Source organism: Leifsonia naganoensis, from assembly GCF_013410615.1.
Classification (GTDB): domain Bacteria; phylum Actinomycetota; class Actinomycetes; order Actinomycetales; family Microbacteriaceae; genus Leifsonia; species Leifsonia aquatica.
Genome location: NZ_JACCHJ010000001.1, coordinates 410,197 through 430,396, shown reverse-complemented (window position 1 = coordinate 430,396; position 20,200 = coordinate 410,197). Strand labels below are relative to the sequence as shown.

Sequence of the window (20,200 nt, the reverse complement as noted above, 5' to 3'; positions counted from 1 at the left end):
ATGCTCGACATCGTCGACGCCCACCACCACCTGTGCACTCTCAGCACAGCGTCCTACCCGTGGCTCGAGGGTCCCGCCGTGCGCCGATATCACGGAGACGATCGTCCCCTCCGCCGCGACTACCTCGTCGCCGACTACCTGCGGGATGCGGCCGAGCTGGAGGCGCTCGACGCCCGCCTCGTCGGATCCGTGCACATCGAGAACGGCGCGGCGGACCCGATCGGCGAGAGCCGATGGGTCGACGAGGTGATCGCCGCGCATCCCGTGCCGAACGTCCAGGTCGCCAAGGTCGACCTGTCCGCACCGGATGCAGCCGAGCAGGTGGCGGCGCACGCGGCGTTGCGGTCGGTCCGTGGCGTCCGCGACATCCTGAACTGGCATCCCGATCCGTACTACTCGCACCGGGAGCGCGGCGACCTGATGTCCGACCCCTCCTGGCGGAGCGGGTTCGGCGCTCTGGCTCCTGCGGGTCTGTCGTTCGACCTCCAGGTGTTCCCGTCCCAACTCGACGACGCGGCGGCGCTGGCCGCGGACTTCGGCGGCACGGCGATCGTCCTCGACCACGCGGGCATGCCGATCGAGCGCGAGGGGGACGCGCTCGACGCGTGGCGCAGGGGGATGGAGCGCGTCGCCGCGGAACCGAACACGATGGTGAAGGTCTCGGCGCTCGGCACGAACGATCACGGCTGGACCGTCGACAGCATCCGCCGCATCGTGCTCGAGACCATCGACGCCTTCGGGCCCCGGCGCTGCATGTTCGGCAGCAACTTCCCGGTCGACGGCCTCTACTCCCGCTACGGCGAGGTCTTCGCCGCCTTCGACGCGATCATCGACGGGTTCTCCCGCGACGACCGGGCGACGCTGTTCGCCGGGACCGCCCGGCGCTTCTACCGCTTCTGACCCTCGTCGTTCTCGCGCCGCCTCGTCGTGTCCGCGATGTACGCCTCCATCGTCCCGCGCAGCTCGCCGAGCAGCGTCTCGAACTGCTCCAGCAGCTCCGGCGGGTGCTTCGCCATGACGGCGGCGATGCGGTCGCCGAGCGGGTGGAAGAAGTCGTCCGCGATGGTCTGGACGTTCGGGGTGGAGTGGAGGGTGACCATGCGGCGGTCGGCGTGGCCGCGACTGCGCACCACGTGACCCGCGGCCTCCAGCCGGTTCAGCAGGGTGGAGGTGGCGCCGGCGGTGAGGCCGATGCGGTCGCTGAGCCGTGCGGGCGTGAGCGGCGCGCCGCGTTCCTCGGCGGCCAGGATCTCGATGAGGGCGACGGCGTCGGTCGAGTGGAGGCCCTCGCTCGCGGCGAACTCGCGCGCCAGCTCGGAGTAGCTCGCGCCGTACGCGCGCAGCGCCTCGTTGAGGCGCTCGCGCTGGTCGTCGAGCGCGTCGTGCGTCTCCGCGTCGGTCATCGCGAGGCCCTCCCGTCACCGGCTGCTGCCGGTGAACAGGTTATCAAAACATCAAGTTGTTTCATGATAAAGTAACTCGCTGGTGAAACAACAAGGAGGACAAGATGGCGGTATCCGCAGGCGCGCGGCGCTGGATCGGGCTGATCGCAGTCGCGCTCGGCGTGGCCCTGATCGTGGTGGACACGACGATCGTGAACGTGATCACGCCGTCGGTGATCGATGACCTGAAGATCGACTCGAGTCAGGCGCAATGGATCCAGGAGTCGTACGCGATCGTGTTCGCCGCGCTCCTCCTGGTCTCGGGGCGCATCGCCGACCTGCGCGGCGCGCGGACCGTGTTCATCTGGGGTGTCATCGTCTTCGGGTTGACCAGCCTGCTCGCGGGGCTGGCGCCGAACGGTGAGATCCTCATCCTGGCCCGCTTCCTGCAGGGGATCGGGGCGGCGGCCATCCTGCCGACGTCACTGGCGCTGCTGAACCACATGTTCACGGGACCGGCGCGCGGGCAGGCGTTCGCGGTCTGGGGCTCCACGATCGGCGCGGCCACCGCGCTCGGCCCGGTGCTCGGCGGCTGGCTCTCCGAGCACGCGTCGTGGCGGTGGGCCTTTGGGATCAACATCCCGCTCACGATCGTCATCCTCGTCATCGCGGCCGTCTTCCTGACCCAACCGCCGCGATCGCGCGGAGGGATCGACGCGCTCAGCGCCCTCCTCTCCGTCCTGGGCCTCGGTCTGCTGGCGTTCGGCCTCGTCGAGGGGCGTGTCTACGGCTGGGTGACGAGTGAGAAGGCGTTCACGCTGTTCGGCGCGACCTGGGACGGCGGACTCTCGCCGGCGTTCGTCGCGCTCGTGCTCTCCATCGTGCTGCTCGCGGTCTTCGTGTGGCGGCAGATCCTGCTGAGCCGGGCCTCCAGCGCCCGCCCGCCGCTGATGGATGTGAAGCTCTTCTCGATCGCGTCGTTCCGCAACGGCAACATCGCGACCATGATCATCGGACTCGGGGAGTTCGGGATCATCGCCGTGCTGCCGCTCTGGCTGCAGTTCACCCTCGACTACTCGCCGCTGGAGGCGGGTGCGACGCTCGTGCCCATCGCGATCGGCAGCTTCGTCGCGAGCGGGATCAGCTTCCCGCTCTCGGAGCGCGTGTCACCGCTGGCCCTCGTGCGCATCGGCCTCGTCCTGGAGGTCGTCGGCCTGGTCGGGCTCGGTGTGGTCGCGGCGGTCACCGACGCGAACTGGTGGTTCATCGCACTCGTGCTGTTCTTCTACGGCATCGGCGTCGGCTTCGCCACGTCGCAGGTCACCAACGTGGTGCTCGCCGATGTGCCCGAGGGGGAGGGCGGGCAGAGCTCCGGCATCCAGAGCACTTTCCGCCAGCTGGGTTCTGCGCTCGGCATCGCGGCGCTGACTACGGTGTTCTTCTCGTCGCTGGGCGGCATCCTGCACGGCAAGCTGACGGATGCCGGGCTCACCGGTGCGGAGGCGACGAAGCTCAGCAACGCCGTCACGGACAGCGCGGGGGCCGTGATCGAACCGCTCGCGTCGAACCCGCAGACGGTGTTCGCAGCCGATGCGGCACGGGAGGCCATGACGCAGGCGATCGCGATCGGCTCGTACCTCGCGGCCGGGTTCCTCATCGTCGGCGTGATCGCGACGCTGCTCATCCCGGGCACGCCGCGGGCTGCGAAGCCGGTGGATGCCGCGGTGACCGCCGCCGCTGCCTCCGCGTCCGCTTCCGCTTCCGAGTAGCGCCCGAGAGGCGACTGCGCCCCCGTGGTACGACTGCACCCTCGCGACGAGGCGCACTCGTACCGCGGGGGCGCAGTCGTCTGCGCACTCAGCGGCCGACGGACGACCTAGGGGCGGCAGGCCTTCAGGCCGATGGAGGCGTTGTACGACGCGTACCAGCCGACGAGAGCGCTCGTGTTGTCCGTGATGATCCCGTCGACGCCGGCCGCGGTGGCCGTCGCCCACTCCGCTGCGCTGTTCTTCGTCCACACGAAGACCTTCACCCCGGCATCGTGCGCGGCTTGCACCGTCGCTGCGCTCGGGGTCGTCGACGGGTTGATGCCGGCGAGGTTGCGGCTCTGCGCGGTCCGGATCTGGTCGAGAGTGACGCCGCCGCTCACCAGGAGCATGAGGGGCATCTCGGGATCGACCGTGTGCACCGCGTCCAGGACCGGCTGAGAGAACGCCTGGGTCACGGTGCGCGACTCCACGCCATGAGCGTGCAGGACGTCGGTGACGATCCGCGCGCCGTCGACGGTCCAGGACGCCTTGTACTCCAGCAGCATCGTCGCGTCGGAGTCCTGCATCCAGCTCGCGACCTCCTCGAGGGTGGGCAGATCGGGGTAGCGGGCGCGGAACTGGGCGAGCGAGATGTCGCCGATCGCATCATGACGGACGACGGGCACGCCGTCGTTCGTCAAGAAGATGTCGATCTCGAAGGCATCCGCTCCGTGCGCGACGGCATTGGCGATGCCGGCGAGCGTGTTGTCGCCGAACCCGTCGTCACCGTCGTTGCCGCGGTGCGCGACGACGGCCCCCGTGTCCCCGGCGGCGGGAACGCGGTCGGAGGGGAAGCAGGCCAGCGCGGTCACGGTGTAGATGAACATCGCCGACGCGGTGGCTCCCTCGGCATCGGTCGCGACGATCGTCACCGTCGACCTCCCCGCCGTCGTGGGCGTCCCGGTGACCGATCCTGTCGTCGTGTTCATCGCCAGGCCGTCCGGCAGTCCGGTCGCGGACCAGGTGTAGGCGGGCGCCCCGCCGAGGGCGCTGGGCTTCCACGCGGTGATCGGCGCGTCGGTGACCGCGGTGCGGTCAGGGGCTCCGGCGATCGTCAGCGCGATGGGGGTGGATTCGGGGAGTTGGGTGAGGGTGATGTTGTCGTAGTGGGTGGTGGTGCCGTCGAGGAGGAGGCCGATGGTTCCGGTGGGGGTGCGTTGGAGGGTGTCGGTGGTGGCGATTCTGGTGGGGGTGTCGGTGGTGGTGGGGCTGTAGTGGATTTCGCCGTGGGTGCCGTCGACGCGGATGGTGAGGTGGATGGTCTGGTTGAGGGGGATGGGGGTTTGGGTGGTGCCGAGGGTGTCGGTTCCCCAGCCGGTGTTGGTGGGGGTGCGGGTGCCGAAGGCGACGGTTCCGTTGGTGCGCATCATGGCGTGTTGCCAGGGTCCGCCGGTGGTGGTGGGGTCGATGTCGAGGATGGCGCCTGCCCAGCGGGTGGCGGAGGCGGTGGTGGTGAAGCGCATGGTGAGGTCGAGGCAGTACCGGTCGAGGTGGGGTGCGTCGGTGATGATGCGGGTGGGGTTGGCGGCGGTGGAGGGGCCGGTTCCGGTGAGGGCGCCGTCGGTGATGGACCAGGTGCCGGCTCGGGTCGTCCATCCGTCGGGGATCGCGCCGTCGGTGAAGTCCTCGGACATCACCGGAGTCCCCGCGGAGCAGGCCGCCGGTTCGGGGAGTTGGGTGAGGGTGATGTTGTCGTAGTGGGTGGTGGTGCCGTCGAGGAGGAGGCCGATGGTTCCGGTGGGGGTGCGTTGGAGGGTGTCGGTGGTGGCGATTCTGGTGGGGGTGTCGGTGGTGGTGGGGCTGTAGTGGATTTCGCCGTGGGTGCCGTCGACGCGGATGGTGAGGTGGATGGTCTGGTTGAGGGGGATGGGGGTTTGGGTGGTGCCGAGGGTGTCGGTTCCCCAGCCGGTGTTGGTGGGGGTGCGGGTGCCGAAGGCGACGGTTCCGTTGGTGCGCATCATGGCGTGTTGCCAGGGTCCGCCGGTGGTGGTGGGGTCGATGTCGAGGATGGCGCCTGCCCAGCGGGTGGCGGAGGCGGTGGTGGTGAAGCGCATGGTGAGGTCGAGGCAGTACCGGTCGAGGTGGGGTGCGTCGGTGATGATGCGGGTGGGGTTGGCGGCGGTGGAGGGGCCGGTTCCGGTGAGGGCGCCGTCGGTGATGGACCAGGTGCCGGCTCGGGTCGTCCATCCGTCGGGGATCGCGCCGTCGGTGAAGTCCTCGGACATCACCGGAGTCCCAGCAGAGCACGCCGCCGGGACGCTCGTGGGAGGGGCGGTCTCAGCTGAAGCCGGCGACGCTGTCACCAGTGGTGCTGCGAGAGCGGTCGTCAGGGCGAGCAGTCCGGCCAGCCAGTGGGCGCGCGTCGAGAGGGGCACGACGATCCTTCCATCAGGGAAGGAAGCGCCGTCGATTCCTTATGCAACATGTGTACTCGATTTCACACATGTTACATGGAATAAAGGGATCTGGTATTACAGGCTGTCGGGGTCCAGGTTCAACTCGGTCCCCTCGAAGACGACCTGCTGCGATCCTGACGACGGCAAGTCGGGGTTGAGCCAGTAGAGGTCCGCGACCTGGATCCCGAAGCGCTGGGCGATGCCCGCCGGGGCGTCTCCCGCGGCGACCACGTACGTCTTCGGGGCGCCCGACGCCGTGGTCGCCGTCACGGTCCCGCTCGCGCCGGGGTTCGCTCCGTTGTCGACGGGATGCACGTTCGACTGCCGAACCGGAACGGACCAGCGGACGGTGTTCACGGCCAGGACCTTGTCGGGGCCGAGTTCCTGCGGCACGCCGTCGAACGACGGGGCCGAGGAGTATGTCACGAGGGCGACCAGGTAGGACGGTTGGCCGACGCTGCCCAGCGTGCTGGACGAGGCCGCCGCCGGCGACGTGGTCGGGCCGCCGAGCTGGAAGTCGCCGACGCCGTGGTAGGTGATCCCGTCGCCGACCTGGGGCGGAGTGTCCAGGAAGGTGACGGACACCGGCACGGGGACTGTCGACGTGAAGCCCGAGAACTGGGCCGAGTAGGTGTTGTCGCCGTTCGACACGACCCGATAGTGGTAGTGGATGCTGCCCTTGGGGGAGGCGACGTCGCCCTCAGCGACGACGGTGCCCGGCGGGACCGGGGTCAGCGTGGGCGGGATGACGGGCGTCGGGGCCGGCGACGACCCGATCCCGGAGCGGGTGGCGTCACCGGTCGGCGTCGGAGTGGGCGTCGGAGTCGCGGTGCGGGTGTGCGTCGTCGTCGGGTGCGGCTTCGCCCCGAAGAGCGCGCATCCGGAGAGTGCGATGAGCGTCGCCGTGACGACGCCGATGGCCGCGATCGATCGTCGCGTGCTTCCCCTGAACATCGTCCCCCTGTCCATCGCCGCCACCCCGCGGCCTCCTCGTCTCCGTGAATCCTAGACGATCACTCCGCGCCGTTCCGCACCCTCTCGTGCATCCGGCGCGCGGCTGCTCCGAGCGCCGCCTCGGCAGCGGGCTGGGCGGAGGCGGGCACGCTCGACGTGCTCATGGCGACGATGACGAAGCGCGATCCGTCCGCATGCTCGGCAACGCCGGCCTCGTGCCGGAGGTTGAGCAGCGTCCCCGTCTTCGACGCCCACGCCGTGTCGTCGGCCACGATGTCAGGGGCGAGCCGGTGACGGAGGAGGTTGGCGCGGAGGTGCTCGCGGAGCGCGGCGGCGGCGTCGGGATGCACGCCCCGATCGCTCCAGATCGCCTCGAGCAGGTCGGCGAAGGCGCGAGCCGTCCCGGTGTTGGTGCGAGCGACATCCAGCTGCCGGATCGGATGCCCGTGCGCGGGCGTGCTGCCCCGGATGGCGAGGGTGTGGGCGAGGTGCGCCTCGTCCGGCGCGAACCGCTCCAGCGGGGTGTCGGAGAGATCGGCGAAGGGATGCCGCACCGCGATGCCGCGGACGCCCAGCGCCTCCAGATCGGCCATGACCTCGGCGGGCGGGACGAGGCCGAGGAGCGCGTCCGCGGCGCCGTTGTCGCTGATGGTCACGGCGAGCGAGACGAGATCGTCGACCGCGATGACCGAGGGGTGGCTGAAGCGCGTCGTCCCCGGCAGCGCGCCCGCGGGGTCGCCGGCGGGCACGGCGACCGGAGCGGATCCGTCGAGCCGGGCGTCCGCCACGCGCGTGAGCACGGAGAGGGCGATCGGGACCTTGGCGAGCGAGGCGGCGGGCGTCACGACGTCGCCGTCGAGGTCGAGCTCGCGGCCGGTGCCGAGGTCGCGGACGACGATCGAGGCCCGCAGCCCGGCCGCCGCCAGGTCGGTGCGGACCGCGTCGAGGAAGCGCGCGTCATGCATCGGGGCCGGCCTCCGTCCCCTCTCCGGCAACGCGGACCCGCGCACCGAGAGCGGCGGCGAGCTCGTCGCCGACGGCGTTCGCGATCGTCGCGACATCGTTCTCGCTGTCGCCGACGAGGGCGAAGCCGCGCGCGACGCCGAACCCGGTGAACCGCCGCCAGTGCAGGCCGAGCTCGCGCGCCTCCGCCTCGGTGCAGAGGAGGAGGTCTCCGTCGGCGAGCACCGAGGCGAGGGAGGCCGTCGTCGAGCCATCGACCGGCAGCTGGCTCGGCAGCAGACCGACGGCGAAGGCGGCGCGCACGAGGGCATCCCGGATGTGCGGGACGTCGTCCTCGGGGCCGATGCGCAGCCGCGACCCGGCGTCGTCGTCGCGGGAACGCGCTGTGCGGCCCGGCCGCAGCTCGTCGAGGCGCAGAGCGTCACCCGCGGCTCGGCGGCCGGCGGCGCCGAGGTCGGCGGTCCAGGTCGCGGCATCGGGTGCGACGCTCGCGACGGCCAGACGCACACTCCGGGTCGCGGCGAGCTCGGCGCGGTGCGCGGGGTCGTCGGCCCGGAACTCGAGGCGGAGCCCGGCGACGCGGCCGGCGGCATCGACCACGGCGAGCTCCCGTGTGGAGCAGCCGACCGGCACCGCCACCGTCACCGGCCGTAGGCGGGCACGGGCCGCGTCGAGCTCCAGCTCGTCGGCCAGCAGGATGAGGCGGCGCGCAGAGGGGAGCAGGTCGCGGGCGAAGGGCGTGAGCACGGCGTTGCGGGCGGTCCGTTCCAGCAGCGGGCGGCCGAGGTGGCCCTCCAGCGCCAGGATGCGACGGCTCGCGACGGACTGCGCCACCTCGAGCGCGGCCGCCGCGCGGGTCACGCTCCCGCGGTCGCCGATCTCGACCAGCACCCGGCACGCAGCGATCAGATCCACGGCTCCACCCTAAATGCATGCCGATCCGGCATCGATGGGAGCGTTTCGGTCTTCGACAGGATCGCCGCTGCGAGCGAGGCTGCCCGCATGGACATTCGCAAACGATTCCTCACGGTCACCGGCGGCGTCGCCGTCGCCCTCGCGGTCGCGATCTCGGGATGCGCGGCATCCTCGCTCGCGCCGGCCCAGGCCGCTCCGGCCTCGCAGAGCGCAGCGGCGTCATCTGCCTCGGCGAGCAGCACGAGCAGTACACAGCGCGCGTTCGCGGAGCTGGAGCGCACCCACGGGGCGACCCTCGGCGTCACGGCGATCGACACCGGCAACGGACGCACCGTCGCCTACCGCGGCGGGGAGCGGTTCCCGTTCGCCTCGTCGAACAAGACCTTCATCGCGGCCGCGCTGCTCGGGCGCTCGTCGGACGCCGACCTCGACCAGGTCGTCCACTACACGAGCGCCGACCTGCTGGACTACGCGCCCATCACCAGCAGATTCGTGGACACCGGAATGACTGTGCGCGAGCTGATCGACGCGATGCTGCGGTTCAGCGACAACACGGCGGCCAACCTCCTCGTCGCGCGACTCGGCGGACCGGACGCCGTCGAGCAGTGGCTGCGCGGCATCGGCGACCGCACGACGAACGTCGACCGCATCGAGCCGGACCTCAACGAGGCGCTGCCCGGCGACGCGCGCGACACCACCACGCCGGCCCATTTCGCGAGCGACCTGCGCGCCGTGCTGCTCGGCTCCGCGCTGGAGGCGAAGGACCGCACCCTCCTGCGCAACACCATGCTGGACAACACCACGGGCGACGACACGATCCGTGCCGGGGTCGACCCGGCGTGGCCGGTCGCCGACAAGACGGGCACGGGGGAGTACGGGGTGCGCGACGACATCGCCGTGGTCTACCCGGCCGGTCGTGCGCCGATCGTCGTCGTCACGCTGTCGCGCAAGGCGACACCGGACGCGACGCCGGACAACGCGCTGCTGGCCGCCGCCACGAAGACGGCGGTCGCAGCGCTCCGGTGAGTGGATCCCGTGATCGCTCCGGCGGCTAGCCTGCCGCGCTCACCTCGTCGTCCAAGACCCAGTCCGGGCGCACGTAGTGGCAGGTGTAGCCGCCGGGGTGCTTGCGCAGGTAGTCCTGGTGCTCCTCCTCGGCATCCCAGAACGTGCCGGCGGGCTCGACCTCGGTGACGACCTTGCCCGGCCAGCGCCCGGAGGCGTCGACCTCGGCGATCGTCTCGCGCGCCACGCGCTCCTGCTCGGGCGTGAGGTACAGGATGACCGACCGGTAGCTGGTGCCGACGTCGTTGCCCTGGCGGTTCTTCGTCGTCGGGTCGTGCACCTGGAAGAAGAACTCCAGGAGGTCGCGGTACGAGATCACGGACGGGTCGAAGTCGATCTCGACCGCCTCCGCGTGGTCGCCGTGATTGCGGTAGGTCGCGTTGTCGGTGTGGCCGCCCGCGTAGCCGACGCGGGTGCCGAGCACTCCGGGCATGTCGCGGATGAGCTCCTGGAGACCCCAGAAGCAGCCGCCGGCGAGGATGGCGCGTTCGGTGGCCATCAGGCGGTCGCCGTCTTCTCGAAGAGGGGTGCGAACTGGCCGTACCCTTCATTCTCGAGGTCGGCCAGCGGCACGAACCGCAGCGCCGCGGAGTTGATGCAGTAGCGCAGGCCGCCCTCATCGGCGGGGCCGTCGTCGAAGACGTGGCCGAGGTGGCTGTCGCCGTGCGACGACCGGACCTCGGTGCGCACCATCCCGAGCGACGTGTCGGAGTTCTCGACGATGTTCTCGGCCGAGAGCGGCTTCGTGAAGCTGGGCCAGCCGCATCCGCTGTCGTACTTCGTCGTGGAGGCGAAGAGTGGCTCGCCCGACACGATGTCGACGTAGAGCCCCGCATCCTCCTTGTCCCAGAACTCGTTGTCGAACGGCCGCTCGGTGGCGGCCTCCTGGGTCACCGCGAACTGCTCCGGGGTCAGCCGGGCGATCGCGTCCGGATCGCGTGTGTACTGAGCCATCTCGTACGTCCTCTCTGCGTCTTTCACTCGCACCCGCAACGCTACTGCGCCCCGCTGTGCGAGGCCAGGGGACGGGTGTCGCAGCGTCATGGCGCGACATTCGTGCCGAATGTCGACTTTGAGCCCCGCATTCCCCACATTCGGCACGAATGTCGGCCGAGCTAGGCGCGTACGACCCTGATCAGGATGCCGAGCGCGCCGACGAGCGTCGCGGCGGCGCCGATCATGAGCGGCTGCCACGCGCCCGACCGGGGACGGTACGACAACCAGACCAGCAGCGCGACGGCCACCACCCAGGCGAGGAACATCCCGTAGACGCCGTTGAGGGTGGCCGGACCGCGCATCATCGCAGCCGGGAGGGTGAGGACGCCGGCGAGGGCCAGGATCTCGCCGACCCAGGCGGCATAGACGAGGCCTCCTGCGCGAGCTGTTCCGCGAGAGAAGCGTCTCCACAGCCGGCCGGACCGCGCGAGCATCGTGATGCACGCGCACGCAGTCAGGGCGAGCAGCACCACGAACCGATTCTCCCGTCATCCGCACGGAACCGTCGAATCGCTCTATCGCTCGCGCCAATAACGATATATCGTTAAGTATCGTTGACGACTCCTGAGGAGGACATCATGAGCGGTTCGAATTCGTTCCCGACCGGAGGCTTCGGCCCCGGCATGACGGCGGACGGCATGTGGCAGGCGTTCGAGCAGTTGCGCTCGACGTTCGAGAAGCGGGTCGGCACCCGGATGGGTCGCGGCGACGTGCGTGCCGCCGTGCTGTCGTTGCTCGCCGAGAAGCCGATGCACGGCTACCAGATCATCCGGGAGATCGAGGAGCGCAGCGGCGGCAGCTGGAAGCCGAGCGCGGGCTCCGTGTACCCGACCCTCCAGCTGCTGGCGGACGAGGGTCTGCTCACGGCCGAGGAGTCGAACGGTCGCAAGACCTACGCCCTCACCGAGGCCGGGCGCGCCGAGGCCGCGGAGGCCGGACCCGCTCCGTGGGAGTCCGGTGCTTCGAGCGGCGGCAGCAGCCCCAGCGACCCGTTCGGCCCGCTCCCCAAGGCGGGCGTCGAGCTGGCGCAGGCGGCGGCCCAGGTGCGCCGCACCGGCACGCCCGAGCAGGTGGCGCAGGCCGTGACCGTGCTCGAGGAGGCGCGGCGCCGCCTGTACTCGATCCTCGCGCAGGACTGACGGGGTGACGTCCGTTCGCCCGGGGGCCGGCGAGCAGGCGGGGGCGGAGGCCGCGGCGGGGGACACCCGCCGCCGCTACCGGCGCATCCTCCGGTTCGCGGGCTGGAACCTCGCGGTCACCTGGTGGTACGAGCTCTTCCTGCCGCGCATCGGGCTGGCGCGCGTGGCCGAGCGCACGCGGTCGAGGCGGATGCAACGCTTCGCGCAGCGCTTCCACGTGCTCGCCGTCGACCTCGGCGGCCTGATGATCAAGGTCGGGCAGTTCATGTCATCGCGCCTCGACGTGCTGCCGCCCGAGATCACAGCCGAGCTGGAGGGCCTGCAGGACGAGGTGCCGCCGGTCGCATTCGGGGCGATCCGTGCGCTGGCCGAGGCCGAGCTGGGTGTGCCCCTCGACAGCGCCTTCGCGTGGGTGGACGAGAAGCCCGTGGCCGCGGCCTCCCTCGGCCAGGCGCATCGCGCGCGGCTGTCGGCCCAGGATGCCGAGGAGACCGGGCTCGAGGCCGTCGTCATCAAGGTGCAGCGGCCGGGCATCGGCGCGATCGTCGACGTCGACCTGTCGGCCCTGCGCCGCGTCGGGCGCTGGCTGAGCCACGTGCGGCTCGTCTCCGACCGCGTGGATGCGCCCGAGCTGGTCGAGGAGTTCGCCCGGACGAGCCTGGAGGAGATCGACTACCTGCACGAGGCCGCGAGTTCGGAGCGGTTCGCGGAGGACTTCGCCTCCGACGACCGCGTGGCCGTGCCGGCCGTCGTCTGGGAGCGCACCACCCGCCGCGTGCTCACGCTCGAGGACGTGACGGCGATCAAGATCACCGACGCCGCGGCGCTTCGCGCGGCGGGCATCGACCCCGCCGAGGTCGCACCGGTGTTCGCGGCCGTGATGTTCGACCAGCTGTTCTCGAACGGGTTCTTCCACGCCGACCCGCACCCCGGCAACATCTTCGTCTCGCCCCTCCCGGACGCTCTCGAGGGTGAGCGGCCGTGGCGGCTGACCTTCATCGACTTCGGGATGATGGGGGAGGTGCCGACTACGCTGCGCACGGGCCTGCGCAAGCTCCTGATCGCCGCCGCCTCCCGTGACGGAAAGGGGCTGGTCGACGCGATGCGGGATGTCGGGGTGCTGCTGCCCTCCGCCGACACCTCCCAGCTGGAGCAGGCCATGACGCAGCTCTTCGCGCGGTTCGGCGGCATGGGCTTCGCCGAGCTGCGGGAGGTCGACCCGCGCGAGTTCCGCGACTTCGCCAACCAGTTCGGTGACGTGGTGCGGTCGCTGCCGTTCCAGCTGCCGGAGAACTTCCTCCTCATCGTGCGCGCGATGTCCCTGACGTCGGGCGTGTGCAGTGCGCTCGACCCGGGGTTCAATCTCTGGGACTCGATCGAGCCGTACGCGTCGCAGCTGCTGCGCGACGAGCGCGGCAACGTCGTGCAGGACTTCGCGAAGGAGGCCCTCTCCATCGCGAGCGTCGCGTGGAGGCTGCCGAAACGCGTCGACGCCCTCCTCGACCGCGTCGAGGACGGCAGCATCGCCGTCTCCACGCCGCACCTCGAACGCCGCGTCGACCGCCTCGAACGCACCGCACGGCGGCTCGTCGCGGCCGTGGTCTTCGCCGGCGTGGTGGTCGCCGGAGCCTTGGTGCGGCCGAGCGACACCGTGCTCGGGACCGTCCTGATGGTGGCGTCCGTCGTCCCGCTGGCGGTCGCCGTGTTCGCCGGTCGCCGGAGGTAGTACTTCCACGCACCGGAATGCCGTGCGCACCCCATCCCCATCCCTCTGCCCGAGTGCTTGACTGTGGCCGCCATCAGACGGAACACACTCACTAGGGGAGGCAGACGATGGACACGACAGCGCACACAGCGATCGGGACGACCGACGGGATGCGGGCGGCGAGAGCCGAGACGCGCCGGATCATCGAGGAGAGCAAAGGCGACTTCGTCGCGGAGCAGAAGGAGGTGCTCCTGCGCCTGCACGAAGCGGGACTGATCACGGCCGAGGAGGTCGAGACCCTCGTGCAGCTCTACCGGCACGTCATCGAGGCGAGCCACGACAAAGGGGATGTCACGCGCTCCTACTTCGACGCGCGAACCGTCCACGACCGATTGGCGGCGAACGTCGCCACCTCACCGGTCGCGCTGGTCGTCGCGGGAGCGACCCTCGGCGCGTTCGAGGTCGAACCAGACCCGGATGGCGGAGCCCCGACCGTCGTCGTCTACCGGGTGAGCTACGGCGGAGCCCTGGCCGGGATCGGCGCCGGACTCGGTGCGCTCCTCGGCGGCCCCGCGGGCGGCGTGCTCGGCGGTCAGATCGGCGGCTTCATCGGCGGGATCATCGACGACAAGAAGGGCGACAAGAAGAAGTAGCTCACTCGCGCAGGATCTCGTCCGCCGTCTCCACTGGATGCGAGAGCGGAGCGAGGTGTCCGCCCGGGATCACCGCCAGCTCCACGTCGAGCCGTTCCCGGGCGACGGTCCGCTGGAACGCGACGGGGAGGAAGCGGTCGTCGCGGCCGGCCACGACCCGCACCGGCACCGGCGGCCAGGCGTCGAACGGGCACGGCTCGTCGAAGACGCGCTCGTCCTCGTCGCGCTCCGCGGCATCCAGAGCACGGCGTTGCTCCGGGGTCAGGTCGAGGAGGAAGGCCGCGACCGGGTCGAACGGGGCGTCCGGGTCGCGTCCGGCGGCGCGCTCGGCGGCGCGCACGGCCGCGGTGTGGCCGGTCGCGTCACCCCAGTCCGCCGCGCGCTCGCGCGGGAGGGGGATCATGGCGTTCACGAAGACCAGCCGGGAGACCTGAAGGTGCGTCGCCGTCGGCGCGGCGGTGAAGCCGCCCAGCGAGAGCGCGCCGAGAACTACGTCGGACGCGTCGCCCGCGGCCTCCACGACGGCATCGATGTACTCGGCGAGACCGTTGCCCGCGCCGACCGGCAGATCCGGTGCGACCGCATCGACTCCGCGTCGGCGCAACTCATCGACCGTGGCGGACCAGGCGTAGCCCGCGCCACCGCCTCCCGGGACGAGCACGACGCGCACGCCGACAGGGTCGCACGGATCCGACCGGGGGTACAGTCCCGAACCGCCCCGCCGCTATCGTGTGAGGCATGCAGCCGGACCAGACGTCATCGCCCGGAACCCCGCCTCGCGGACTGCGCATCGCCCTCGCGGTCGTGGCCTGGTTCAACCTGGTCTCCGCCCTCATCGGGATGGTCGGTCTCACCATCGGGGGCGGGATGGGTATCCCGTTGGAGTGGGTGGAGGGCACGTTCGACTCGTATGTCTGGCCCGGCGTCATCCTGGGCGTCGTGGTCGGCGGGTCCCAGGCGCTCGCTTTGATCGCCTACTACGCGCGGTTCCGGTTGGCGTGGGGGCTGCAGGCCGCAGCCGGGATCGTGATGCTGATCTGGATCTTCATCGAGATCGCGATCATGCTCGTCTGGTCCCCGCTGCACGGCGTCTTCTTCGCGACCGGGCTCGTGCAGACGGTGCTCGCCGTGCTGGCGCTGGGGGCGTGGCCGCGGCCCTTCCTGGGTAGGGTGGCCGCATGGAAGCCACGAGCGACCGCATCCGCTGGGCAGACGCGCCCGGAGAACTGACCGACGAGATCGGCCGCCTGCTGGGCGGACCGGTCGTCGACGCCGCCGACCAGACGGGCGGATACTCGGCCGGGCTGGCCGTGCGCGTCGGGACGTCCGGTGGAAGCCGCGCGTTCGTGAAGGCGGCGCCGGCGGAGCTCGGCGGGACGGTCGACCTCTACCGTCGCGAGGCCGAGGTGCTGCGCCGGCTGCCGGACAGTGTTCCCGCACCGGCCCTGCTCGCCACCATCGAGGTGGGGGACTGGTTCGGCCTGGTGACCGAGGAGGTCGACGGACGGCATCCCTCCACCCTGCCCGCTCACGATGAGCTGCGTGCGATCCTCGACACGATCGGCGAGTTCCCGGACGCCCGCGGTCTGGGCCTGCCCCGGCTTGTGGACGAGCTGCCCTTCGCGGCGTGGCCGACGCTGGTCGCCGACCACGTGGACCGTCTCACCGACCTCGAACGGCGCAATGGGGAGCGCCTGACCGCGCTCGCCGCAGCGGCCGGCGCCCAGCTCGCCGGCGACCGGCTCGTGCACCTCGACGGCCGCGCGGACAACATCCTGCTCGACGCCGGCGACCGGGTCTGGTTCGTCGACTGGGCGTGGGCGTGCGTCGGTGCGCCGTGGATCGATGGGCTGGCGGTGCTGCTGGATGCGCGCCTCAGCGGCTCGCCCGGCACGAGTGCCCTGCTCGCACATCCCCTGTTCGCAGAGGTGCCCGACGAGGCGATCGACGGTGCGCTCGCCGGACTGGCGGGGGAGTTCCGGCTGAGCTCGCTGCAGCCCGCACCGCCGCGGATGCCGGCGCTGCGCGCCTTCCAGGCGGCCGAGGCCCGCGCGGCCCGGGACTGGCTGGTCGAGCGCGGCGCGATCGGGTGAGCCCCGTGGTGGTGGCGGTGCCGGCCGCGGTCAGAGCGCCTTGCCGCGGAGGTGCGCCGAACCATGGATGCCCACCGACCCGTGCAACCCACTCGGCGTGTATCGCAGCTCGATGATCTCGTCCGCGGTGGAGCGGTAGAAGACGTTCTGCGTCCCGGCGACGGGATCGGCGAAGGCGGTCGGCGCGGACGCGGCGGGGAAGGACCCCTCGCCGCCGGTCAGCGGGTTCACGTGCCAGCCGGACGAGTCGTTCCAGAACTCGTAGATGACGCCGTCGGCCCCGACGTGGATGACGTGGCGGGTGCCGACGGGCACGGCCGGGTTCGACTCGAACGCGTAGCCGACGGGCGCGAGCCCGGGCATCGGCGACGTGCCGCCCACCTCGGTCGTCAGGTTCGTCGGCGACCAGGCGCCGTTCGTGAAGGACTGCTCGTGGATGTCGCGATCCTCGCCCAGCCACGGGACGTGGCGCGTGCCGTCGCCCGCGAATCCGTAACCGGTGGGATGCGGCAGCGCGTCGCGCGAGGCCCCGACGTTGGGACCGAGATTGCGGGGCGGACCCCACGTTCCGTTCGTCATCACGTACTCGTACAGCAGCTGATCGTCGCCCACCATCATGAGGTGTTGCGTCTGCGCGGCGTCGAAGGCGTAGCCGCCGGGCGCGACGGCCGCGTGCGGGCCGGTCGCCGTGGTGAGGGGATGCTGTGTCCAGGAGGCATCGTCGCCCGTCCCGCGGCTGAGCAGGTAGACCCTGCGATACTCGTCGCGGAACACCACGTGCTGCGTGCCGTAGTGCGCGGACGCCCAGCCGAACGGCGGATCGACCGCCCGCACCACCGACGCGGAGGAGTCCGTCAGGTCGCCGTGGTGCCAGCCGTCCGACTGGTAGAGCTCGTGGATGTGCCCGTCGTCATCGCTCAGGAAGACGACGTGCTGCGTCCCCTCGCTCTCGAACGCGTAGGCGGACGGGTCGGAGGTCGCCTGCGGCGCGCCTCCCTCGTCCGTGATGTCCTTCGCGTGCCAGACGTCGTCCGTGCCGCAGTACAGCTCGATGAGGTGCCCGGCGGATGCCGAGTCGCCGCTCTGCTGCCGGTAGATGACGTGGCGCGTCCGCTCCGCGGCGAACAGGTAGCCGACGAGCCCGGAGAGCGCCGGGGGCGCACCGAACTTGTGGGTGAGGTTCTGGGTGGTCCAGCCCATGTCCTGCTCCCTTCGGAGGATGCAGCACCGGTGGCCGCCGGCCGGCCACCCCCTGTGGCCGGCCGGCATCGACGCCGGTCCCGCCGATCGACGAGGCGGAGAAGGCCGGTGTCGGTCATACGTATCCTGACGGCTGCATGATGCACCCATCGGGGCAGGTGCGGCAACGGGCAATCTCGCTAGTTGGCGTGTATTAACTGCCACTCGACGCACACCCGTCCCAGGGCGCATGATCCTGGCATGAGCGATCTCGACATCACGGCTCCGACGACTCTCGGCCCCGGGCATGTGCCCGGCGGCATCCCGCTCAAGATCCACCTCGGCGAGGCCGAGTACGCCGCCCTGATCCGCATCGCCCAGCACCGGCGCACGAGCGCGTCGCAGCTGGTCGAGCAGCTGGTGCTGCACGCGCTGAGCCACACGCCCGTGCCGCCGCCGGCGGACTCGCAGCCCAAGCGCAAGCACACCAGCTACGAGGAGGCGACGAGCGGCTACCGCGCCGACCCCGTCCCGATCATCCGGCCGGTGCCGTAGCCACCCGCGCCACGCGGGAGGCCGCGCCCGCGAGCGCCGCGAGGCTGGCGGTCAGCACGGAGCGGTCCTGCCCGGCGGCCCAGCGGGTGGCGGCGCCGTCGCGGTACTCGATCAGCGTGAGGGCCTGGCTGTCGGCGCCCTCGCCGATGCTCGTCTGGTGCAGGCCGAGCACCTCGACCGGGAGGCCGTGGGCTGTGAGCGCCTCGGCCAGCGCCTCCACCGGGCCGACGCCGTCGTGCGTGGTCGTGCGCTCGTCGCCGTGGACGCGGACGGTGATCGTCGTGCGGGTGCGCCCGTCGGTGTCGGAGGTCGTGTAGTCCACGAGGCCGACCGCCGCGTCGGGCGCCGCGACGTACGTGTCGCGGAACAGCGCCCAGAGCTGCTCGGGAGTCGCCTCGTCGCCGGTCGCGTCGGTGTGCCGCTGGACGTGCCGGGCGAAGTCGATCTGGAGGCGCCGCGGGAGCTCGATCCCGTAGCCCGACTCCAGCAGGTAGGCGATGCCGCCCTTGCCGGACTGGGAGTTGACGCGGATGACGGCGTCGTAGCCGCGGCCGAGGTCGGCAGGATCGACGGGCAGGTACGGCACGCGCCACTCCAGCTCGGACTCGGGCCGGCCCTCCTCAGCCGCCCGCGCGCGGTGCTCGGCGAAGCCCTTGCGGATCGCATCCTGGTGGGTGCCGCTGAACGCCGTGTGCACGAGGTCGCCGACGTACGGGTGGCGCGGGTGCACCTCGATCCGGTTGGCGTGCTCCACCGTCCGGCGGATCTCGTCGATGTCGGAGAAGTCGATCATCGGGTCGACGCCCTGCGCGTGCAGGTTGAGGGCGAGCGTGGCGAGATCGACGTTGCCGGTGCGCTCGCCGTTGCCGAACAGGCAGCCCTCGACGCGCTGGGCGCCGGCGAGCACGGCCAGCTCGGCGCAGGCGACTCCGGTGCCGCGGTCGTTGTGGGGATGCACCGACAGGATGACGCCGTCGCGGCGGGCGAGGTGCTTGTGCATGTACTCGATCTGGTCGGCGTACACGTTCGGGGTGGCGATCTCCACGGTGGCGGGCAGGTTCAGGATGACCGGTCGCTCCGGGGTCGCCTCCCACAGCTCCGTCATTGCGTCGCAGACCTCCAGCGCGTAGTCGGGCTCGGTGAGGTTGAAGACCTCGGGGGAGAACTCGAAGCGCACGTCGGGCAGGTCGCCCGCGAACTCGAGCACGTCGCGCCCGCCGGCGAGGATGAGCTCGGTCAGGGCGTCGCGGCCGTGGCCGAGCACGACCTCCCGCCAGATCGGCGCCGTCGCGGTGTAGAGGTGGATGACGACGGGGTTGCGCATGCCCCGGACGGACGCGACGGTGCGCTCGATGAGGTCGCGGCGGGCGGCCGTGAACACGACGATGGTCACATCCTCCGGGGCCAGCCCGGTCTCGGCGAGCAGCCGCACGAAGTCGTAGTCGGTCTGCGACGCGGACGGGTAGCCGACCTCGATCTCCTTGTAGCCCATCGCCAGCATCAGCTCGAAGAAGCGCCGCTTGCGGTCCGGGTCCATCGGTTCGGCGAGGGCCTGGTTGCCGTCGCGCAGGTCGACCGGCACCCACAGGGGCGCCTGCGTCAGCCTCCGGGACGGCCAGTCGCGGTCGGTGAGCGGCACCTCCACGCGGGAGAAGACGTCGCGGTAGCGGTGCGAGTGCATCTGCGACCCGCGCTGCCGGTTCCAGGCGGGGGCGTCCGCCGGGACCGGGCCGGCGGGGGTGGAGAGGCGGGAGTACGGGGTGCTGGTCATGGTGCGAGTCCTTCGGGATGCGCGGGATCGGGATGACCGGCGCAGCTCAGCAGCCACGACGGGGAGCCGGTCGGCTAGACCCCGCCGTGGCGGCGAAGAACGAGGGACTCGAGGCGGAGCATGTGCCGACTGTAGCACAACTCCTCAGACAAGTAGACGAGTGTGGGGAGGGGAGGGGCGTCAGAGCCAGACGGTCGACAGCCAGACGGCGACGCCCGCCAGCACCAGCAGGCCGACGTTGAGGCCGATGACCTTGGTCTCGCCGCGGCGCAGGTGGACGATGATCCCCCCGATCTGTACGAGCACAAGGCCGACGGCGGCGACGAGCGCGAGCCAGGTCGCGATGCCGGTGAGGGGTGGGAGGATCAGGCCCAGCGCGCCCAGCACCTCCAGCACGCCGATGACGCGCACGAACGCGAACGGCATGTCGTCGACCCAGCCCATCATCGGGCGCAGGGCATCGCGCGAACGCACCACCTTCGCCCCTCCGGAGTAGAGGTAGAACACGGCGAGGATTCCGGAGACGATCCAATAGGCGACGATCATCCCCTCATTCTGGCGTGCGCTGACGCGCGAGGTTCACGTCGTTGCGGTCGCGGACCCCCGGATGACCGCAACGACGCGAA

21 protein-coding genes are annotated in these 20,200 nt (G+C 71.1%); 9 read left to right on the top strand and 12 right to left on the bottom strand.

Going from position 1 to position 20,200, the window contains the following annotated elements:
• The gene (locus HNR14_RS02110) at nt 1-900 is read left to right on the top strand and encodes an amidohydrolase family protein (protein WP_179699595.1); all 900 of its coding nucleotides are present in this window, start codon (nt 1-3) and stop codon (nt 898-900) included.
• Here the strand turns inward: HNR14_RS02110 and HNR14_RS02105 are convergent.
• Nucleotides 888-1,403 (bottom strand): MarR family winged helix-turn-helix transcriptional regulator, encoded by a 516-nt coding sequence (locus tag HNR14_RS02105; protein WP_179699594.1) that lies wholly within the window; start codon nt 1,401-1,403, stop codon nt 888-890. The two genes, HNR14_RS02110 and HNR14_RS02105, sit on opposite strands and share 13 nt — an antisense overlap.
• Before the next feature lie 104 nt (nt 1,404-1,507).
• Between HNR14_RS02105 and HNR14_RS02100 the strand changes: the two genes are divergently transcribed.
• Nucleotides 1,508-3,151: an MFS transporter gene (locus HNR14_RS02100; RefSeq protein ID WP_179699593.1), complete on the top strand. Its 1,644-nt coding sequence runs from the start codon at nt 1,508-1,510 to the stop codon at nt 3,149-3,151.
• Between the two features lie 107 nt (nt 3,152-3,258).
• Here HNR14_RS02100 and HNR14_RS21270 read toward each other — a convergent pair whose 3' ends face one another.
• From HNR14_RS21270 to HNR14_RS02080, 4 genes are all read right to left on the bottom strand, one after another.
• Nucleotides 3,259-5,565 carry a glycerophosphodiester phosphodiesterase family protein gene (locus HNR14_RS21270; protein ID WP_179699592.1) on the bottom strand — a complete coding sequence of 769 codons (2,307 nt, stop codon included), beginning with the start codon at nt 5,563-5,565 and terminating at the stop codon, nt 3,259-3,261.
• Between the two features lie 96 nt (nt 5,566-5,661).
• Nucleotides 5,662-6,540 (bottom strand): LysM peptidoglycan-binding domain-containing protein, encoded by an 879-nt coding sequence (locus HNR14_RS02090; RefSeq protein WP_179699591.1) that lies wholly within the window; start codon nt 6,538-6,540, stop codon nt 5,662-5,664.
• 59 nt (nt 6,541-6,599) lie between these two features.
• Complete coding sequence (locus tag HNR14_RS02085; RefSeq protein ID WP_179699590.1) at nt 6,600-7,505, bottom strand: serine hydrolase; 906 nt, start codon at nt 7,503-7,505, stop codon at nt 6,600-6,602.
• Nucleotides 7,498-8,418 carry a LysR family transcriptional regulator gene (locus HNR14_RS02080; RefSeq protein ID WP_179699589.1) on the bottom strand — a complete coding sequence of 307 codons (921 nt, stop codon included), beginning with the start codon at nt 8,416-8,418 and terminating at the stop codon, nt 7,498-7,500. The genes HNR14_RS02085 and HNR14_RS02080 overlap by 8 nt, the downstream gene beginning before the upstream one ends.
• A gap of 87 nt (nt 8,419-8,505) precedes the next feature.
• Between HNR14_RS02080 and bla the strand changes: the two genes are divergently transcribed.
• Nucleotides 8,506-9,444 (top strand): class A beta-lactamase, encoded by a 939-nt coding sequence (bla, locus tag HNR14_RS02075; RefSeq protein ID WP_179699588.1) that lies wholly within the window; start codon nt 8,506-8,508, stop codon nt 9,442-9,444.
• A gap of 25 nt (nt 9,445-9,469) precedes the next feature.
• Here the strand turns inward: bla and msrA are convergent, their stop codons facing one another.
• From msrA to HNR14_RS02060, 3 genes are all read right to left on the bottom strand, one after another.
• Entirely contained in the window at nt 9,470-9,982 is a 513-nt protein-coding gene (msrA, locus tag HNR14_RS02070; RefSeq protein ID WP_021758316.1) for a peptide-methionine (S)-S-oxide reductase MsrA, read from the bottom strand.
• Nucleotides 9,982-10,437: a peptide-methionine (R)-S-oxide reductase MsrB gene (gene msrB, locus HNR14_RS02065; protein ID WP_179699587.1), complete on the bottom strand. Its 456-nt coding sequence runs from the start codon at nt 10,435-10,437 to the stop codon at nt 9,982-9,984. Before msrB ends, msrA begins: the two co-directional genes overlap by 1 nt.
• Nucleotides 10,438-10,598: 161 nt before the next feature.
• Nucleotides 10,599-10,952: a hypothetical protein gene (locus HNR14_RS02060; RefSeq protein ID WP_179699586.1), complete on the bottom strand. Its 354-nt coding sequence runs from the start codon at nt 10,950-10,952 to the stop codon at nt 10,599-10,601.
• 105 nt (nt 10,953-11,057) lie between these two features.
• Here HNR14_RS02060 and HNR14_RS02055 point away from each other — a divergent pair, with 105 nt between their 5' ends.
• The 3 genes from HNR14_RS02055 (at nt 11,058) to HNR14_RS02045 (ending at nt 13,976) form a co-directional block, all read left to right on the top strand.
• Nucleotides 11,058-11,618 carry a PadR family transcriptional regulator gene (locus HNR14_RS02055; RefSeq protein ID WP_179699585.1) on the top strand — a complete coding sequence of 187 codons (561 nt, stop codon included), beginning with the start codon at nt 11,058-11,060 and terminating at the stop codon, nt 11,616-11,618.
• Nucleotides 11,619-11,622: 4 nt separating this feature from the next.
• Nucleotides 11,623-13,344 (top strand): AarF/UbiB family protein, encoded by a 1,722-nt coding sequence (locus HNR14_RS02050; RefSeq protein ID WP_179699584.1) that lies wholly within the window; start codon nt 11,623-11,625, stop codon nt 13,342-13,344.
• A gap of 107 nt (nt 13,345-13,451) precedes the next feature.
• Nucleotides 13,452-13,976, top strand: a complete 525-nt coding sequence (locus HNR14_RS02045) for a hypothetical protein (RefSeq protein WP_179699583.1) — start codon at nt 13,452-13,454, stop codon at nt 13,974-13,976.
• Between the two features lies 1 nt (nt 13,977).
• Here HNR14_RS02045 and HNR14_RS02040 read toward each other — a convergent pair whose 3' ends face one another.
• A complete protein-coding gene (locus tag HNR14_RS02040; protein ID WP_179699582.1) occupies nt 13,978-14,646 on the bottom strand; it encodes an alpha/beta fold hydrolase in 669 nt (222 codons plus the stop codon).
• 68 nt (nt 14,647-14,714) lie between these two features.
• Between HNR14_RS02040 and HNR14_RS02035 the strand changes: the two genes are divergently transcribed.
• Nucleotides 14,715-15,206: a hypothetical protein gene (locus HNR14_RS02035; RefSeq protein WP_218874956.1), complete on the top strand. Its 492-nt coding sequence runs from the start codon at nt 14,715-14,717 to the stop codon at nt 15,204-15,206.
• Nucleotides 15,155-16,069, top strand: coding sequence for a phosphotransferase family protein (locus HNR14_RS02030; RefSeq protein ID WP_179699581.1), 915 nt, complete (start codon nt 15,155-15,157; stop codon nt 16,067-16,069). The genes HNR14_RS02035 and HNR14_RS02030 overlap by 52 nt, the downstream gene beginning before the upstream one ends.
• Before the next feature lie 30 nt (nt 16,070-16,099).
• Here the strand turns inward: HNR14_RS02030 and HNR14_RS02025 are convergent, their stop codons facing one another.
• Nucleotides 16,100-17,269, bottom strand: a complete 1,170-nt coding sequence (locus HNR14_RS02025; protein WP_179699580.1) for a hypothetical protein — start codon at nt 17,267-17,269, stop codon at nt 16,100-16,102.
• Between the two features lie 240 nt (nt 17,270-17,509).
• Between HNR14_RS02025 and HNR14_RS02020 the strand changes: the two genes are divergently transcribed.
• Nucleotides 17,510-17,803, top strand: coding sequence for a hypothetical protein (locus HNR14_RS02020; RefSeq protein ID WP_179699579.1), 294 nt, complete (start codon nt 17,510-17,512; stop codon nt 17,801-17,803).
• Here HNR14_RS02020 and HNR14_RS02015 read toward each other — a convergent pair.
• Both HNR14_RS02015 and HNR14_RS02010 read right to left on the bottom strand, forming a co-directional pair.
• On the bottom strand, nt 17,784-19,574 hold the full coding sequence (locus HNR14_RS02015) for a 2-isopropylmalate synthase (RefSeq protein WP_179699578.1): 1,791 nt from the start codon (nt 19,572-19,574) through the stop codon (nt 17,784-17,786). The genes HNR14_RS02020 and HNR14_RS02015 overlap by 20 nt on opposite strands.
• 180 nt (nt 19,575-19,754) lie before the next feature.
• A complete protein-coding gene (locus tag HNR14_RS02010; RefSeq protein WP_179699577.1) occupies nt 19,755-20,120 on the bottom strand; it encodes a DoxX family protein in 366 nt (121 codons plus the stop codon).
• Between the last annotated feature and the right edge of the window lie 80 nt (nt 20,121-20,200).

Excerpts from the sequence above, each read along its gene's own strand:
- msrA (WP_021758316.1), bottom strand. The coding sequence starts at position 9,982 with ATGGCCACCGAACGCGCCATCCTCGCCGGCGGCTGCTTCTGGGGTCTC.
- bla (WP_179699588.1), top strand. The coding sequence starts at position 8,506 with ATGGACATTCGCAAACGATTCCTCACGGTCACCGGCGGCGTCGCCGTC.
- HNR14_RS02010 (WP_179699577.1), bottom strand. The coding sequence starts at position 20,120 with ATGATCGTCGCCTATTGGATCGTCTCCGGAATCCTCGCCGTGTTCTAC.
- HNR14_RS02090 (WP_179699591.1), bottom strand. The coding sequence starts at position 6,540 with ATGTTCAGGGGAAGCACGCGACGATCGATCGCGGCCATCGGCGTCGTC.
- HNR14_RS02055 (WP_179699585.1), top strand. The coding sequence starts at position 11,058 with ATGAGCGGTTCGAATTCGTTCCCGACCGGAGGCTTCGGCCCCGGCATG.
- HNR14_RS02105 (WP_179699594.1), bottom strand. The coding sequence starts at position 1,403 with ATGACCGACGCGGAGACGCACGACGCGCTCGACGACCAGCGCGAGCGC.
- HNR14_RS02110 (WP_179699595.1), top strand. The coding sequence starts at position 1 with ATGCTCGACATCGTCGACGCCCACCACCACCTGTGCACTCTCAGCACA.
- HNR14_RS02085 (WP_179699590.1), bottom strand. The coding sequence starts at position 7,505 with ATGCATGACGCGCGCTTCCTCGACGCGGTCCGCACCGACCTGGCGGCG.
- HNR14_RS02015 (WP_179699578.1), bottom strand. The coding sequence starts at position 19,574 with ATGACCAGCACCCCGTACTCCCGCCTCTCCACCCCCGCCGGCCCGGTC.
- HNR14_RS02035 (WP_218874956.1), top strand. The coding sequence starts at position 14,715 with ATGCAGCCGGACCAGACGTCATCGCCCGGAACCCCGCCTCGCGGACTG.
- HNR14_RS02045 (WP_179699583.1), top strand. The coding sequence starts at position 13,452 with ATGGACACGACAGCGCACACAGCGATCGGGACGACCGACGGGATGCGG.
- HNR14_RS02025 (WP_179699580.1), bottom strand. The coding sequence starts at position 17,269 with ATGGGCTGGACCACCCAGAACCTCACCCACAAGTTCGGTGCGCCCCCG.
- HNR14_RS02030 (WP_179699581.1), top strand. The coding sequence starts at position 15,155 with ATGGAAGCCACGAGCGACCGCATCCGCTGGGCAGACGCGCCCGGAGAA.
- msrB (WP_179699587.1), bottom strand. The coding sequence starts at position 10,437 with ATGGCTCAGTACACACGCGATCCGGACGCGATCGCCCGGCTGACCCCG.
- HNR14_RS02020 (WP_179699579.1), top strand. The coding sequence starts at position 17,510 with ATGAGCGATCTCGACATCACGGCTCCGACGACTCTCGGCCCCGGGCAT.
- HNR14_RS02100 (WP_179699593.1), top strand. The coding sequence starts at position 1,508 with ATGGCGGTATCCGCAGGCGCGCGGCGCTGGATCGGGCTGATCGCAGTC.